The organism is Micromonospora sp. NPDC049274 (assembly GCF_040678875.1).
Lineage (GTDB): Bacteria > Actinomycetota > Actinomycetes > Mycobacteriales > Micromonosporaceae > Micromonospora.
Map to the genome: position 1 here is coordinate 1 of NZ_JBFAQS010000010.1, position 15,536 is coordinate 15,536.

13 protein-coding genes are annotated in these 15,536 nt (G+C 72.6%); 9 read left to right on the plus strand and 4 right to left on the minus strand.

Going from position 1 to position 15,536, the window contains the following annotated elements:
* The first annotated feature begins 340 nt into the window (after window positions 1–340).
* Window positions 341–760, plus strand: a complete 420-nt coding sequence (locus AB0K10_RS19610) for a protein-tyrosine phosphatase family protein (protein ID WP_363685320.1) — start codon at window positions 341–343, stop codon at window positions 758–760.
* A 201-nt stretch (window positions 761–961) separates the two neighbouring features.
* Here AB0K10_RS19610 and AB0K10_RS19615 read toward each other — a convergent pair whose 3' ends face one another.
* Window positions 962–3,238 carry an excinuclease ABC subunit UvrA gene (locus tag AB0K10_RS19615; protein ID WP_363685322.1) on the minus strand — a complete coding sequence of 759 codons (2,277 nt, stop codon included), beginning with the start codon at window positions 3,236–3,238 and terminating at the stop codon, window positions 962–964.
* A gap of 162 nt (window positions 3,239–3,400) precedes the next feature.
* Between AB0K10_RS19615 and AB0K10_RS19620 the strand changes: the two genes are divergently transcribed.
* From AB0K10_RS19620 to AB0K10_RS19630, 3 genes are read left to right on the plus strand one after another with little or no spacing between them, the layout of a single operon-like run.
* Window positions 3,401–4,171 (plus strand): MerR family transcriptional regulator, encoded by a 771-nt coding sequence (locus AB0K10_RS19620; RefSeq protein WP_363685324.1) that lies wholly within the window; start codon window positions 3,401–3,403, stop codon window positions 4,169–4,171.
* 10 nt (window positions 4,172–4,181) lie between these two features.
* Window positions 4,182–5,558, plus strand: coding sequence for a D-alanyl-D-alanine carboxypeptidase (locus tag AB0K10_RS19625; protein WP_363685325.1), 1,377 nt, complete (start codon window positions 4,182–4,184; stop codon window positions 5,556–5,558).
* A gap of 41 nt (window positions 5,559–5,599) precedes the next feature.
* The gene (locus tag AB0K10_RS19630) at window positions 5,600–6,424 is read left to right on the plus strand and encodes a peptidylprolyl isomerase (protein ID WP_363685327.1); all 825 of its coding nucleotides are present in this window, start codon (window positions 5,600–5,602) and stop codon (window positions 6,422–6,424) included.
* A gap of 248 nt (window positions 6,425–6,672) precedes the next feature.
* Here the strand turns inward: AB0K10_RS19630 and AB0K10_RS19635 are convergent, their stop codons facing one another.
* On the minus strand, window positions 6,673–7,695 hold the full coding sequence (locus tag AB0K10_RS19635) for a LacI family DNA-binding transcriptional regulator (RefSeq protein ID WP_363685329.1): 1,023 nt from the start codon (window positions 7,693–7,695) through the stop codon (window positions 6,673–6,675).
* Window positions 7,696–7,967: 272 nt separating this feature from the next.
* Between AB0K10_RS19635 and AB0K10_RS19640 the strand changes: the two genes are divergently transcribed.
* Together AB0K10_RS19640 and AB0K10_RS19645 are read left to right on the plus strand one after the other, a co-directional pair.
* Window positions 7,968–8,987, plus strand: a complete 1,020-nt coding sequence (locus tag AB0K10_RS19640; protein ID WP_363685331.1) for an acetylxylan esterase — start codon at window positions 7,968–7,970, stop codon at window positions 8,985–8,987.
* Between the two features lie 66 nt (window positions 8,988–9,053).
* Window positions 9,054–9,929, plus strand: a complete 876-nt coding sequence (locus AB0K10_RS19645) for a M15 family metallopeptidase (protein WP_363685333.1) — start codon at window positions 9,054–9,056, stop codon at window positions 9,927–9,929.
* A 3-nt stretch (window positions 9,930–9,932) separates the two neighbouring features.
* Here AB0K10_RS19645 and AB0K10_RS19650 read toward each other — a convergent pair whose 3' ends face one another.
* Window positions 9,933–11,120: a spore photoproduct lyase family protein gene (locus AB0K10_RS19650; RefSeq protein ID WP_363685335.1), complete on the minus strand. Its 1,188-nt coding sequence runs from the start codon at window positions 11,118–11,120 to the stop codon at window positions 9,933–9,935.
* 160 nt (window positions 11,121–11,280) lie between these two features.
* On the opposite strand from AB0K10_RS19650, the gene AB0K10_RS19655 reads away from it, so the two are divergent.
* The 3 genes from AB0K10_RS19655 (at window position 11,281) to AB0K10_RS19665 (ending at window position 14,699) form a co-directional block, all read left to right on the plus strand.
* Window positions 11,281–12,603, plus strand: a complete 1,323-nt coding sequence (locus AB0K10_RS19655) for an RICIN domain-containing protein (protein ID WP_363685337.1) — start codon at window positions 11,281–11,283, stop codon at window positions 12,601–12,603.
* A gap of 23 nt (window positions 12,604–12,626) precedes the next feature.
* Window positions 12,627–13,088 carry a hypothetical protein gene (locus AB0K10_RS19660; protein ID WP_363685339.1) on the plus strand — a complete coding sequence of 154 codons (462 nt, stop codon included), beginning with the start codon at window positions 12,627–12,629 and terminating at the stop codon, window positions 13,086–13,088.
* Window positions 13,089–13,499: 411 nt separating this feature from the next.
* Window positions 13,500–14,699: an RtcB family protein gene (locus tag AB0K10_RS19665; protein ID WP_363685341.1), complete on the plus strand. Its 1,200-nt coding sequence runs from the start codon at window positions 13,500–13,502 to the stop codon at window positions 14,697–14,699.
* A gap of 44 nt (window positions 14,700–14,743) precedes the next feature.
* Here the strand turns inward: AB0K10_RS19665 and AB0K10_RS19670 are convergent, their stop codons facing one another.
* Window positions 14,744–15,535 carry a maleylpyruvate isomerase family mycothiol-dependent enzyme gene (locus tag AB0K10_RS19670; RefSeq protein ID WP_363685343.1) on the minus strand — a complete coding sequence of 264 codons (792 nt, stop codon included), beginning with the start codon at window positions 15,533–15,535 and terminating at the stop codon, window positions 14,744–14,746.
* Window position 15,536 lies beyond the last annotated feature (1 nt).

Genomic DNA, 15,536 nt, shown 5'->3' on the forward strand with positions numbered 1-15,536 from the left:
CAACCTCGACGCCATAACCACCCCAACGAAGAAAACGGAAGGGTGTTGCAACCACCAGTTGAGCCCGCCCTGAAGACGGAAACTGTCCAAGATCTGAGCGGGGCGGGAACATCGGGAGGGGTTGGCTGGTTGTGAAGCTGTGTCGGTGTGATCCAGTGTCCCCGGGCCTCACCTCAATGCCTTCGCGGAATACCGTTCGGCTGGAGCCGCGTCGCGCCACTCGCCGAGAGGCGACCTGCGCACCGACACCAGCGCCGCCCCCGGCCCAACCGGCCGGGGGCGGCGCTGTCTGTGCCGATCGGGCACCATGACCGGCCGGTGGTCGCGGCACAATGGGCCGGTGACTGTCGCTGGGACATGGTCGGAGCAGTCGGGGTTGCTCGTACTGCCCAGCGGGGCGTTGGTGCGCGGGCGTCGGGTCGCCGCGACCGCCCCACCGGCCGACTTCGCGCTGCTGTTGGCGCCCGGCCCGGAGCCGGCCTGGCCACACCGGCGGATCCGGTGGCCTGACTTCTGGGTGCCGCTCGATCGGGTGGACGCCCTCGATGCGTTGCGCGCGGCGCTGCGAAGGGCACACGACGGCGAACGCGTCGAAGTGGCCTGCCGGGGCGGAGTAGGCCGCACGGGAACGGCGTTGGCCGCGCTGGCGATCCTCGACGGCCTGCCGGCCGAGCGGGCGGTGACCTTTGTCCGGGCGGGCTACCACCCGAAGGCGGTCGAGACACCCTGGCAGCGACGCTGGCTGCGCCACATCGCCTGAGCATCGGCACCGCACGCCGCCTCGCGGGTGCGCCGCCACGCCGCTGGCACCGGAGGCCGCGCCGCCACGACGCTGGCACCGAACGCCGCGCCGCCTCGCCGCTGGCACCGGAGGCCGCGCCGGCTCGCCCCGGCCCGCCGCCCGCTGTGCAGCGACGGACGCCGGGCGGGCCGAGTCCGCGTCGACCGCCCCGCCGACCCCTCAACCTCGCGCCGCTGGCCGGTGGACGTACTCGCGCAGGTGGGTGGCGGTGAGGGTTTCCCCGTGGGCGACCAGGTCGGCCGGCGTGCCGGTGAAGACGACGCGCCCGCCGTCGTGCCCGGCGCCCGGACCCAGGTCGATGAGCCAGTCCGCGTGGGCCATCACGGCCTGGTGGTGCTCGATGACGATGACCGTGTTGCCGGCGTCCACCATGCGGTCCAGCAGGGCCAGCAGCTGGTCCACGTCGGCCAGGTGCAGGCCGGTGGTGGGCTCGTCGAGGACGTACGTGCTGCGCTTCTCCGCCAGGTGGATCGCGAGCTTGAGTCGTTGCCGCTCCCCGCCGGACAGGGTGGTCAGCGGCTGGCCGAGGCTGAGGTAGCCGAGCCCGACGTCGACCAGTCGGCGGAGAATGGGGTGCGGGAAGAAGTCGTACGCCTCGGTGACCGACATGGCCAGCACCTCGCCGATGTTCCTGCCGCGCAGCGTGTACGTGAGGACCTCGTCGGTGAACCGCCGCCCCTCGCACCGCTCGCAGACGCTCGCCACGCCGGCCATCATCGCCAGGTCCGTGTAGATCAGCCCGATGCCCTTGCAGGCCGGGCAGGCGCCCTCGGAGTTCGCGCTGAACAGCGCCGCCTTGACGCCGTTGGCCTTGGCGAAGGCGGTACGGATCGGGTCGAGCAACCCGCTGTACGTGGCCGGGTTGCTGCGTCGTGACCCGCGGATCGGGGACTGGTCCACGATCACGACGCCTGACCGGCCGCGTAGTGACCCGTGGATGAGCGAGCTCTTGCCGGAGCCGGCCACGCCGGTGACCACGGTGAGGACGCCGAGCGGGATGTCCACGTCCACGTCGCGCAGGTTGTGCAGGTCGGCGTGGCGGATGGTGAGCTGGCCGGTCGGTTGGCGTACCTCGTCGCGCAGTGTCACCCGGTGGTCCAGGTGCCGCCCGGTGAGCGTGTCGGAGCGGCGCAGGCCGGGGACGTCGCCGGTGAAGCAGATCTGCCCGCCGGCGCCGCCCGCGCCCGGCCCCAGGTCGACGACGTGGTCGGCGATGGCGATGGTCTCCGGCTTGTGCTCCACCACCAGCACCGTGTTGCCCTTGTCGCGCAGGCGCAGCAGCAGGTCGTTCATTCGGGCGATGTCATGCGGGTGCAGGCCGACGGTGGGTTCGTCGAAGACGTACGTGACGTCGGAGAGGCTGGAGCCGAGGTGTCGGACCATCTTCACCCGCTGTGCCTCGCCGCCGGAGAGGGTCGCGGACTCCCGGTCCAGGCTGAGGTAGCCCAACCCGATCTCGACAAGCGAGTCGAGCAGGTCACGCAGGTTGCCGACCAGCGGCGCCACCCCGGGGTCGTCGATGCTCCGCACGAACGCGGCCAGGTCGCTGATCTGCATGGCGGAGCACTCCGCGATGCTGCGTCCGGCGATCAGCGACGACAGGGCCGCGGCGTTGAGCCGGGTGCCGTCGCAGGTGGGGCAGGTGGTGAAGGTGACCGCCCGGTCGACGAAGGCGCGGATGTGCGGTTGCATCGAATCGCGGTCCTTGGCCAGGTAGAGCCGCTTCACCTTGACCGCGAGGCCCTCGTACGTCCAGTTGTTGCTGCCCATCTTGATCTTCGTGGCCGGCTTGTGGAGGAAGTCCTCCCACTGCTGTGGCGTGTAGTCCTGCAGTTTGACGTCCGGGTCGAACAGCCCGGAGCCGACGATGGTCTGCCAGTACCAGGAGTCCACAGCGAAGTTGGGCACGGTGATCGCGCCGTCGTTGAGCGAGCGCTCGACGTCCACCAGCTCGTTGACATCGAGGTCGGAGACCCGGCCCAGCCCCTCGCAGGTGAGGCACATGCCCTCGGGCAGGTTGAAGCTGAACGCGCCGGCGCCACCGACCGACGGCTCGCCGAGCCGGCTGAAGAGGATCCGCAGCATGGCGTACGCGTCGGTGGCGGTGCCGACGGTCGAGCGGGAGTTGACGCCCATCCGCTCCTGGTCGACCACGATGGCCGTGCCGAGGTTGCGCAGCGAGTCGACGTCCGGTCGGTTGAGGTTCGGCATGAACGACTGGAGGAACGCGCTGTAGGTCTCGTTGATCAGGCGCTGGGACTCGGCGGCGATGGTGCCGAAGACGAGCGACGACTTGCCGGAGCCGGAGACGCCGGTGAAGACGGTCAACCGGCGCTTGGGAATGTCGACCGAGACGGCGGCGAGGTTGTTCTCCCGCGCACCCCGTACCTCGATCATGTCGTGGCTGTCGGCGGCGGACCTTGTTGGCTGCGACATGCGAACCCTTCACGAGGTCGTGGCGGGAGATCTCCCGCCGGACTGGCGGATTACATTGTCTCATTCGTCCTCCTGTAGAGCCTTTTGTCGATAGGGCAGCGGGGGTCGCGTCGAAACAAGCAGGAAAGTCTCAAATCACGTGTCAACCGGTACGGTGGCAGCGTGGAGACCGTGCCGAAGGATCGCCTGCGGGCCGTGGACCTCGCCGCCACCGTCGGGATCTCGGTGCAGCAGGTCCGCAACTACGTCGAGGAGGGCGTGCTGCCGCCGGTGCGGCGCACCGCGAGCGGCTACCGGATCTTCACGACCGCGCACGCCCGCGCGCTGACCGTGGCCCGGCGGCTGGCCGAGGGGCACGGCTGGGGCCGTACCCGGGAGATCATGGCGGCGGTGCACCGGGGCGACGTGCCGGCGGCCCTGGCGGCGCTCGACGGCGGCCATGCCGAACTGGACCGGGAACGCGCCGACATCCGCCGCGTGCTCGGCGCCTTCGAGACCGTGCTGGCCAACCCGCCCGCGACCCGGCCGGCCCCGCGCCGCGGCGTCCGCATCGGCGAGGTCGCCGCCCTGGTCGGGGTTCGGACCTCGCAGCTGCGCCTGTGGGAGGCGCGCGACCTGCTGCGGCCGGGCCGCGCGCCCGGCACCAACTACCGGGTGTACGACGAGACCGAGCTGCGGGCGGCGCAGGTCGTCGCGCTCCTGCGCCGGGGCGCCTACCCGTTCGAGATCATCGAGGCGGTGCTGGGCGAGTTGCGCACCACCGGCAGTGCCCAGCGGGTGCGTGCCGAGCTGGCCCGCCGTGAGCAGGACCTGCACGCCCGCAGCCTGCGCCGGCTGCGGGGCAGCGCCGCGCTGCACGACTACCTCGTGGAGCGGGCCGCCGCGGGATGGTCGAGCGGCCAACCGCTCCCGCCGGGCGATCTTGTTGACTAGGGTCGGGCGCATGAGAGCTGCGCTGCTGGCGGTCACGGCGTCCGCCGTCCTGCTCGCCCCCGCGCCGGTCCCGGCCGCCGCGGCAGCCCGCACACCAACGGCAGCCCCGGAGGCCACCGCCGCTGAGGGCAGTACCGCCACGGAGGCCACCGCCACGCCGAGCAGCACCGCCACGCCGGGCAGCACCGCCACGTCGAGCAGCACCGCCACGCCGGGCAGCACCGCCGCGCGGGCCGTGCGCTGCCCACGGGTGGCGGCGCCGGCGGTGTCCCGCCCGCCACGGCCCTCGCCCCCGCCCGCCGTGCCGCAGGCACGGGTGGTCGGCGGCGCCGCGCTGGCCAGCAGCGGCCTGGTCGTGCCGGCCGGAGCGGGCGCGCCACCGGCGATCACCGCCACCTCGTGGTTGGTCGCGGACCTGGACTCCGGCCAGGTGCTCGGGGGCTGCGGCCCGCACGAGTACGGCACCCCCGCCAGCGTCCAGAAGTTGCTGCTGGCGGCCACGATGATGCCCCGGCTCGACCCCGCCCAGACGGTGACCGTGACGGAGGCGGACATGAACATCGAGCCCGGCTCCTCGGCCGTGGGCCTGGTCGAGGGCGGCCGCTACACGATCGAGACGATCTGGCTGGGGCTGCTGCTCAACTCCGGCAACGAGGCGGCGAACGCGCTGGCCCGGCTGGGCGGCGGGCCCGACGGAGCGGCCGGGGGAGTCCGCGCCATGAACGAGCAGGCGCACCACCTCGGCGCGCTCCAGACGCACGCGGTCACCCCGTCCGGGCTGGACGGCCGGGGCCAGTTCACCAGCGCGTACGACCTGGCGCTGATCGCCCGGGCCTGCTTCGCCCAGCCGACCTTCCGGCGGTACGCGCTCACCGAGCAGGCGACGATTCCGGCCCAGCCGGCGCAGCGCACCAAGGGCTTCCAGATCCAGAACGAGAACCAGCTCATCTACCGGTATCCGGGCGCGTTGGGCGGCAAGACGGGCTTCACCGACCTGGCGCGGCACACCTACGTCGGCGCTGCGGAACGGGACGGCCGTCGGTTGGTGGTGACGCTGCTGGGCGCCGAGCCGGCCCCGATGCGTGGCTGGGAGCAGGGGGCGGCCCTGCTGGACTGGGGCTTCTCGCTGCCGCGTGACGCCAGCGTCGGCCGCCTGGTCGAGCCGGGCGAGTTGACCGCCACGCCGTCGGCCGTGCCGTCCGCGCTGGCCGCGCCCGGTGCGCCGCGCCCGGCGGCGGCCAGCGGCCCGGCGCGTACCGGCTCCGGATGGCTGTGGTGGGTGGTCGCGCTGAGTGGCGCGGGAGTGCTGGCGCTGCTGGGCGGGTTGCTGTGGCACCGCCGCCGCCGGTTGCCCGGTCAGATCGACAACGGCGCTCGGCATCCATAGACTCCGGTCTTTCTGGCCAGCACGAGCCCAGGAGGATCCCTGTGTCGAGTGAACTCGGAACGCCGTCCGGCGCGGCGGCACCCCGCCGGTCGGTGCGCGCGCTGACCCGCCTCGCGGGTGTGACGGCGTTCGCCGCAACGCTCATCGTCGGCGCGTCAGCTGCCGCGGTGGCCGCGCCGGTCCCGGCCGACGACGCGGTGAGCGCCGCCGCCGATGCCCGCCCGCCGCGCACCACCCACGGCCCGTGCGCCTACACCGAGACGCCCGACGAGCCGGCCGCCCGGCCGGTGCCGCTGCCGCCCGACCCGCGCCGCACCCCGGAGCGGGGCAGCGTCCGGGTGACCCTCTCCACGAACCAGGGGCCGATCGGATTGACCCTGGACCGGGCCGCCGCGCCGTGCACGGTCCAGAGCTTCCTGCACCTGGTCGGCAAGCGCTTCTACGACCGCACCCCGTGCCACCGGCTCACCGCGTACCCGACGTTGAGCGTGTTGCAGTGCGGCGACCCGTCCGGCACCGGCGAGGGTGGCCCCGGCTACCGGTACCGCGACGAGCTGCCGACCGACCTGCCGCCGGCTCCCACCGACCCGACCGGCGTACGCCGGCTCTACGCCCGAGGCGTGCTGGCGATGGCGAACGCCGGGCCGGACACCAACGGCAGCCAGTTCTTCCTGGTGTACGCCGACTCGGCGCTGCGCCCCAACTACACGATCTTCGGCACGGTCGACGCGGCCGGGCTCGCCACCCTGGACCGGATCGCCGCCCTGGGGATCGCGCCGACGGCCGAGGACCCGGCGCCGGTCGACGGCGCGCCCGCGCAGCCGGTGACCATCCGGCGTGCCGTACGCGCACACCACCACCACTGAGCCGCTCGGCGCGGTGGACGGCCCCCGGGTCGCCCACCGCGCCGCGAGGCGTCCACGTCCGTCGCCCTGACCCGCCCGGCGGTCCCGCGGGTTCGCCGGTCCGGCGGTCCGGCGGGTTCGACGGTTCGGCGGGTCCGGCGGTCCGGTGGGTGCGGCGGGCCGGCAGGCTGGAAGCCGGAATTTTCGCGGCTCGACCGGAACAGGTGGAACCGGAATCCGACCCGGTTCGGCCGTCGGAAGGGAGGGGGTCAGCCGGTCGGCGGGACGGCGGTGCTGTCCCGGACGACCAGCTCGGTGGCCAGCTCCACCCGGGGCGAGTCGATGCCCTCGCCCTGGGCCAGTCGCAGCACCGTCCGCACCGCCAGTCGGCCCATCTCGACCAGGGGCTGCCGGACGGTGGTCAGCGGCGGCGACGCCCAGCGGGCTTCCGGCAGGTCGTCGAAGCCGACCACGCTGACATCGTCCGGAACCCGCAGTCCGCGGCGACGGATGGCCTCGTAGACGCCGAACGCCATCTGGTCGCTGGCCGCGAAGATGCCTGTCGGCGGGTCGGCCAGATCGAGCAGCGCCGTGCCGCCGGCGAAGCCGGAGGCGTGGTAGAAGTCGCCGGGGTAGATCAGCGCGTCGTCCACCGGCACGCCGGCGGCCTCCAGCCCGGCGCGGTAGCCGTCGAGGCGGGCCCGGCTGCACAGCAGGTGCGTCGGCCCGGCCACGAACCCGATCCGCCGGTGCCCGACGGCCAGCAGGTGCTCGGTCGCGGCGAGCCCGCCGGCCCAGTTGGTGGCGCCGATCGTCGGGACGTCCATGGCCGGTACGCCGGCCGGGTCGACGACCACCACCGGCACGTTGAGGCGGCGCAGTTGCGCGTGCAGCGGCGGGCTCAGGTGCGACGTCACGAAGATGACGCCGTCGGTGGCGCGCGTACGCAGGTTCTGCAACCACTGCCGGGCGGCAGTGGGCTGCCGGTGGATCGCGGAGACGACGGTGCCCACCCCGGCGCCGTGCCCGACGTCCTCCACGCCCCGGATGATCTCCACGGCCCAGGGGCTGTCCAGGTCGTTGAAGACCAGGTCGACGAGGCCCGCGCGGCGGACGCTGCGGCTGGTGCGGCGCCGGTAGCCGTGGTGGCGCAGCAGTTCTTCGACACGTTCCCGGGTGCCGGGGGCCACATCGGACCGACCGTTGAGCACCCGTGACACGGTCGGCACCGAGACCCCGGCCTCCCGTGCGATCGCGGTGATGGTCACCCTGCGTCCGTCGTCCGCGTCCACCCGCGTCTCCTTCACCGCTCCGGATGGACGACCACGAGCGTCGTCCATCCAGTGTCCCGGAACGGCACGCCCGCCCCTCGCGCCATCTTGCCTCACGGACGGGGGTTGACGACACGCCAGGTCGGTTCTAGCGTTCGGCTGAGTTACGGAAATGTTCCGGTAATTTGTCGGATGCGTATCGGCGTACGGTCCCGTCTGTGCCGCCCGGCTGTCGGCGTCGGCCACGCTGTGGACGCACCCTGTTCAGTGCCACGTGACAGACAAGGGGCGCCATGCACACGGATCTGCCCGAGGCGCAGCTACGCGAGTACCGCGGCGTGGTGCCGGACCCCGCCGACTTCGACGAGTTCTGGGCCGCCACCCTGGCGCAGGCCCGCGACGCCAACTGGCCGGTCCGGCTCGAACCCGTGGTGACCGGTCTGACCGCCATCGACGTGTACGACGTGACCTTCCCCGGGTTCGCCGGTCAGCCCGTCCGGGCCTGGCTGCGGGTGCCGCACGGGTCCGGCACGGCGCTGCCGACAGTCGTGCAGTATGTGGGCTACGGCGGCGGGCGCGGGCACGCGCTGGAGAACCTGCTCTGGGCGTCGGCCGGGTTCGCCCACCTGCAGATGGACACCCGGGGGCAGGGCTCGGGCTGGAGCCGGGGCGTCACCGCGGACCCGGGCGCGGCCGGCCCGGAGGCGCCCGGCGTGGCGACGCGGGGCATCACCGACCCCCGCACCTACTACTACCGGCGGTTGATCACCGATGCGGTGCGAGCGGTGGACGCGGCCCGGACCCTGCCGATGGTCGACCCGACCCGGGTGGCGGTGCTCGGGCACAGCCAGGGTGGCGCCCTCGCTCTCGCGGCCGGTGCGTTGGCACGCGGTGTGCGCGCCGTGGTCGCCCTCGTGCCGTTCCTCTGCGACATCCCGCGAGCCGTGGTGATCACCGACGCCCATCCGTACCGGGAGATCCGCGACTACCTGGCGATCCACCGGGACGCCGAGGATCGGGTGCTGACCACCCTGTCGTACGTCGACGGCGTCAACTTCGCCCGACGCTGCCGCCGGCCGGCCCGGTACTCGGTGGCGTTGATGGACGACATCGTGCCGCCGTCGGGGGTCTACGCCGCCCACAACGCGCACGCCGGGCCGACCGAACTGTCGGTGTGGCGCTACAACGGCCACGAGGCCGGTGGGATCGACGACGACGAGGCGGCCCTGCGTTTCCTCGACGCGCACCTGGTCGACACCCGCGACGCGGCGCCGACCGTGCCAGCTCCGGCTCCGCTGGCGGCCGGGGGTTGAGCGGGCTCGCGGCGGCCGAGCGCTGATCCGGCGCGTAACCCGGACCGCTGCTGATAGACAGGACGTGTGCGCTGGTCAGGGCGGCTTGGTGGCGGCGTCGCGCTCGCGCTCGTCGCGGTGCTCGGCGGCTGCTCCCATCCGCAACCGCGTCCCCGCCCGGCGGCCCCGGTCCCCGCCTCGGCCCCGGTCGCCACCTCGGCGAGCCCTGCACAGCCGTCGGCCACCCCGTCCCCGTCGGCGACCGGCGGGTTGCCGGGTTTCGTGGTGCTGACCGACCTCGACCCGCGCATCCACGCCGACATCCGCTACGCCACGGCGCACAACTTCGTGGGCCGGCCGATCGTCGGCTACCGCGAGCCGCTGTGCCTGCTCACCCGGCAGGCCGCCGAGGCGCTGCGCCGGGTCCAGGACGCCGCGCTCGCCGGCGGCCACAGCATCAAGGCGTACGACTGCTACCGCCCCCAGCCGGCGGTGGACGACTTCGTCGCCTGGTCGAAGCGCCCCGGCGAGCAGCAGACCAAGGCCGAGTTCTATCCGGACCTGGCCAAGGACCGGCTCTTCGCCGACGGGTACATCGGCGCGCCGACCGCGCACAGTCGGGGCAGCACGCTGGACCTGACCCTCGTCGACGAGCCCCCCGCCAGCCAACCCGCGTACGTGCCCGGGCAGCGTCTCGTCGCCTGCACCGCCCCGCCGGGACGGCGCTTCGCCGACAACAGCATCGACATGGGCACCGGGTTCGACTGTTTCGACGCCCGGGCGCACACCGCCGACGCCCGCATAACCGGCACGGCACGGGAGAACCGACAGTTGCTGCGGCGGCTGATGACCGACGTCGGGTTCGTCAACTACGACCGCGAGTGGTGGCACTACAGCCTCCGCGAGGAGCCGTACCCGGACACCTTCTTCGCCGCTCCGGTGGCCCGCTCCTCGCTCGGCTGACGGTCAGGTCCAGTAGAGGATGCGGCAGGCCGGTACGCGGGCGGCCAGCTCGGCGGTGAACCAGCCGCGCAGCTCCGCCATCGTGTCGCGGGGGTAGACGTACTTCACCGCGCCGAACTTGCCGTGTTTGCGGCTGCGGGACTCCTCGTCCATCTCCAGCCGGGTGTGCGGGTACCAGCCGAGCAGCACCTCCTTGCTGCCCGGCGTGAACCGGTGCGTGATCAGCTCGGCGGTCAGGTCCAGCTGGGGAACCCCGTCGACCGCCGCGCGGACCTGGTCGAGCAGCTCGCCGTAGCGTTCGCGCCAGTCCGGCAGCGGCATGATCGGGGCGATGGTCAGCCCGACGGGGTAGCCGTCGAGCGCGAGGCGGCGCAGCGCGGCGAGCCGGTCCGGCACCCGCGCGGTGCCGCCCTCGAACCGCTCGCTCACCGGGGCGCAGTTGACGCTGAACCGGACCCGGGTGCGGCCGGCGTGCGGCAGCCCGACGAAGGTGTCCACGTCGGCGTACTTGGTGGTCCAGCGCAACTGCACGGGCGCGTCCCAGTCGGCGAAGTGCTGCACCGCCCGCCGCCAGCTGCCGGTCAGGTGTTCCAGCGCGAGCGGGTCGGTGTAGCAGGACGCCTCGAAGGTGGTGCCCTCGTCGGCGCGGCGCGCGTTGCGGCTGGTCACCGTTCCGCGCCCGGCGTACGCGGCCAGTCCGGCCAGGATGTCGTCGAGGTCCGCGTACACCCGGGTCACCGGCGGGCCGGAGAGCGAACCGGCGAGGTAGCAGTACTGACAGTGCGCGGGGCAGCCCTCGGCGAGGTCGACGCGCCAGTCGGCGCTGGGGGCGATGGGTTGCAGAGCACGTCGCGAGGGTGGGCTCACCACGATCGCCATGGTCGCCTTGGCGCGGGCGTACGTCTCCCGGTCGGTCTGCCCGCGTACGCCGGTGAGCCGGTTGGACCGCAGTCGTTCCACCTCGATGCCCAGCGCCCGCACCCGCTCGACGATCCGCTGCCCGTGCGGGTGGTCCAGGGCGGCCGGGGTGGCCACCACCCGGCTCGGGGTCCAGCGACGTGCCGGTCTCGCCGCCGGGGCGAGCCCGGCCAGGTCGCGAGTCGGCACCCGCTCGCCGCTGGCGTCGTGCGGCGCGGCGGGCACGTCCACGGCGAGCGGCATGTCGACGTCGACGGCGTCCGGGCTGGTCATCGGGCCGGGGTACCCGCTGCCGCAGGAATCCCACCCGATCGGCCGGCCCGTGATTGACGCACCGGTCGGCGGCGCATAACCTTTCATCTATCTGTAAACCTTGTGAACAGATAGTTCACGTCGACGCGTCGGCGCGCGTCCCGACCGAAGGGACGATCAGGTGATCGCAGAACTTCCCTCCCGTACCCGAAGGATCCTGGCGGTGTTCGTCGCCCTCGTCGTCGCCGTGAGCGCCGGGCTCGGCCTCGGGGTCGCGCGCAGCGCGCAGGCCGCGCCGACGTTCAAGGTCCTGGCCTTCTACAACGGCACCTGGGACCCCGCGCACATCGACTTCGACCGGGACGCCCGCGCCTGGTTCCCGCAGGCCGCCGCCCAGTACGGCTTCTCCTGGGAGGCCACCACCAACTGGAGCCTGCTGAACACGTCGAACCTGGCCCAGTACAGGGTCGTCATGTTCCTCGACGACGCGCCGCCCGCCGCACAGCGACCCGCCTTCGAGCAGTACATGCGCAACGGCGGGGCGTGGCTGGGCTTCCACGTCAGCGCCTGGACCGACAACCCGTCGAGCTGGAGCTGGTACTACAACACGTTCCTCGGCTCCGGCTCCTTCCAGACCAACACCTGGGAGCCGACCCGCGTCACGATGCGCGTCGACAACCGCACCCACCCGGCCACCCAGGCGCTCCCGGCGACCTTCGCGTCGTCGTTCAGCGAGTGGTACTCCTGGAGCAACGACCTGCGGCAGAACCCGGACATCGACATCCTGGCCTCCGTCGACCCGTCCAGCTTCCCGGTCGGCACGGACCCCAACCAGTCCTGGTACGGCGGCTACTACCCGCTGGTGTGGAGCAACAAGCGCTACAAGATGCTGTACGCCAACTTCGGGCACAACCGCATGAACTACAGCACCAACACCGGCCTGTCCTCGACCTTCGACAGCCCGCAGCAGAACAAGCTGCTGATCGACGGTCTGCACTGGCTCGCCGGTGCCGGCACGGCGCCCACGTCGACGCCGACGCCCACGCCGACGGGCAGCGCCGGCCCGATCTCGCCGACCGCCTGGCACACGGTCGTCAACCGGGGCAGCGGCAAGTGCGTGGACGCGCGGGCCGCCGGCACCGCCAACGGCACGGCCATCCAGCAGTACGCCTGCAACAGCAGCGCCGCCCAGCAGTACCAGTTCGCGCCGACCAGCGGGGGATACCTGCGGGTCAACAACCGTGGCAACAGCGCCCAGGTGCTCGACGTGACCGACCGGTCGACAGCCGACTCGGCGCCCATCCAGTTGTGGTCCTACAGCGGCGGCAACAACCAGCAGTGGCGGGCGGAATCCGAGGGCGGCGGCTACTACCGGCTGGTCAACCGCAGCAGCGGCAAGTGTCTGGACGTGCCGGGCGCATCCACGGCGGACAGCGTCCAACTCATCCAGTACACCTGCAACGGCACGGCCGCGCAGTCCTTCCGCCTGGTGCCGCAGCCGTAAATCGCGGGCGGTAGCGTCCGCGCATGGCCATCCCCGATCGCGTGCCCATCGCGTACGAGTCCGACTATCGCACCCGCTACATCGGTCGGTACGACAAGGGCCAGTTCTTCGGCTCCGTCACCGCGACACTCGCCGACGGTGCCGGAGCCGAAGACGACTGGTACCGACACAAGCGGTGGTACGCGGTGCTGCACCGCTTCGACGCCGACGGCGTGCACACCGACTCGGACATCTGGTTCGCCGGCACCAGCGAGGACGAGGAAGCCTCGGGCACCCGTGCCGAGGCTCGCCTCCTCGACTGGCTCGACGGGCTGCCCGGCCTGGCCTTCGGCGACATCGCCATCGGACTGTTCCAGGTCGAGGTCGACGGGCACGTCTTCGGGCTGGTCGACTGGTCCGCGGAGTACGACGGCGCGGACCACGCCGAGTTTCTCCCCGACGACCTGGGCTTCGACCCGCCCTGGGACGGCTGCTACGACACCTGAGCCACGCGGCGCGGCGCGGCGGCTACCCAGGCCGCCGCAATATCCTTTGCGGACAGCTCCTGTCCCGCCTACCGTGATGTGGAGTACTGCCGACCGAGCACACCCGGGGGGAGCACGCCATGTCGCAACGCACAACCACCGACGCCACCTGGCGCGTGCCGGGTGCCGGTGCCGTCTTGCCGTCCGGCGCGTCGTACCGGTGTCTTGGCCGGCCCGCTCAGAATCGCAACCAGGACCGGTATCCGGGGCGGCGACCTCGCTGACGCCACGCGCGTCGAGCGCGGCCGCCCACCCCGCAGGGGTCGGCGGCCCTTTTCGTATCCGACGAGCTTTCACGCCGGCTTTACCCGGCGCGCGATCATTTACGGTCACCAGGTAGCGCTGGTGTCGGCACAACACGAGGAGACCACGATGGGATTCACCCCTCTCGCCGGTACCCGGGCACCGGTCCGGGTCTGGACCGACCCGTACGCCATCGAGCCGCAGGCCGCTAAGCAGCTGCGCAACATCGGCGCGCTGCCCTGGGTGCAGGGCGTCGCCGTCATGCCCGACGTGCACTTCGGCAAGGGCGCCACGGTCGGCTCGGTGATCGCCATGCGGCAGGCCGTCTCACCGGCCGCCGTCGGCGTCGACATCGGCTGCGGCATGTCGGCGGTGCGGACGTCGCTGACCGCCGCCGACCTGCCGGACGACCTGGCCGGGCTGCGCTCGGCGATCGAGGCCACCATCCCGGTCGGCTTCAACCAGCGGCAGGAGGCGGTCAACCCGCGCCGGATCCGTGGTCTGGAGCAGGCCGGCTGGGACGACTTCTGGAGCCGGTTCGCCGGCCTGGACCGGCGGGTGGCGCAGCTGGAGACCCGGGCCCAGCGGCAGCTCGGGACGCTCGGCGGGGGCAACCACTTCATCGAGGTCTGCCTGGAGCAGGGCGGCGCCGACGAGGGTCGGGTGTGGCTGATGCTGCACTCCGGGTCGCGCAACATCGGCAAGGAGTTGGCCGAGCGGCACATCGGCGTGGCCCAGCGGCTGCCGCACAACGCCGACCTGCCCGATCGGGACCTGGCGGTGTTCCTCGCCGGAACACCCGAGATGGACGCGTACCGGCGGGACCTGTGGTGGGCGCAGGAGTACGCGCGGCGCAACCGGGCGGTCATGCTGGCGCTGCTCTGCGGCATCGTGCGCGAGCACTTCCCGCAGGTCGGCTACGACGAGCCGATCTCGTGTCACCACAACTACGTGTCCGAGGAGAGCTACGACGGGGTGGAGGTGCTGGTCACCCGCAAGGGCGCCATCCGGGCCGGGCGGGGTGACCTGGGGATCATCCCCGGGTCGATGGGCACCGGGTCGTACATCGTGCGGGGTCGGGGCAACCCGGCCGCGTACTGCTCGGCCTCACACGGGGCCGGGCGGCGGATGTCGCGGGCGCAGGCCAAGCGGACGTTCAGCACCGACGACCTGGCCGCGCAGACCGCCGGCGTCGAGTGCCGCAAGGACGCCGGGGTGGTCGACGAGATCCCCGGCGCGTACAAGGACATCACCGAGGTGATGGCCCAGCAGGAGGACCTGGTCGAGGTGGTCGCGCACCTCAAGCAGGTCGTCTGCGTGAAGGGCTGACGAGGGTACGCGCGGGCCGGGAGCACCGGCCCGCGCGTTACCCGTCAGAAGCCGACGAAGACCCGACGCAGGTCGTCCAGGGTCAGCGGACCGGTCACCTGCACGCCGTCCGGCGTGTACTGCGGCCCGAGCCGGCCAACCACCAGCCGCAGCCACGTCTCGGCCGGCAGGGACAGTTCGCCATCGGGCTGCTCCGGCGCGTCGGTCAGCTCGATGTGCTCGCCCAGCCGCAGTCCGAACGTCCGCTCCGGGTCCCGCAGCCGTACCAGCAGGGTGGCCTGGCGGCCGGCCAGCTCCTGCGGCCGGCTCGTCCAGCCCAGCATGCCGCCGATCTGCTCGATCAGCAGCGGCACCGCCTCCGGCGTCACCGCCGCGAACGAGTTGAACGCGACCTCGGCGTCCCACTGGTGCAGGGAGAACTCGCTGAGCCGGAACCGGGCGGCGGTGGCGACGTCGACCGGCTCCGGCAGGAAGCCGAGGTCGATCCGCAGCGTCGAGCGGGTGTCGGCGTCCAGTGCCTCGTACGCCTCGACGAGCCGCTGGTTGGACTCCAGGAAACCGGCAGCGTGCTCCTCGGGGGACATGGCGTCCCAGCGCGCCCAGACGGTGCGGTTGAAGTCGCCGTCGGGCGCGGCGGTGCCCGCACGGGCCGCGGTGAGCGCCGCGAGGCCGATCTCCGCGCCGCTGCCGAGGTGGCTGAGCACCTGGGAGACCTGCCACTCGCTGGCGCCGGAGGGGCGGCGCAGGTCGTCTTCCTTGAGGTCGCGCACGAGAGCGGCCAGCTCCTCGTGGCCGGAGCGTAGCGCGTGGATGATCTGGTCGGCAGCCGTGGACATG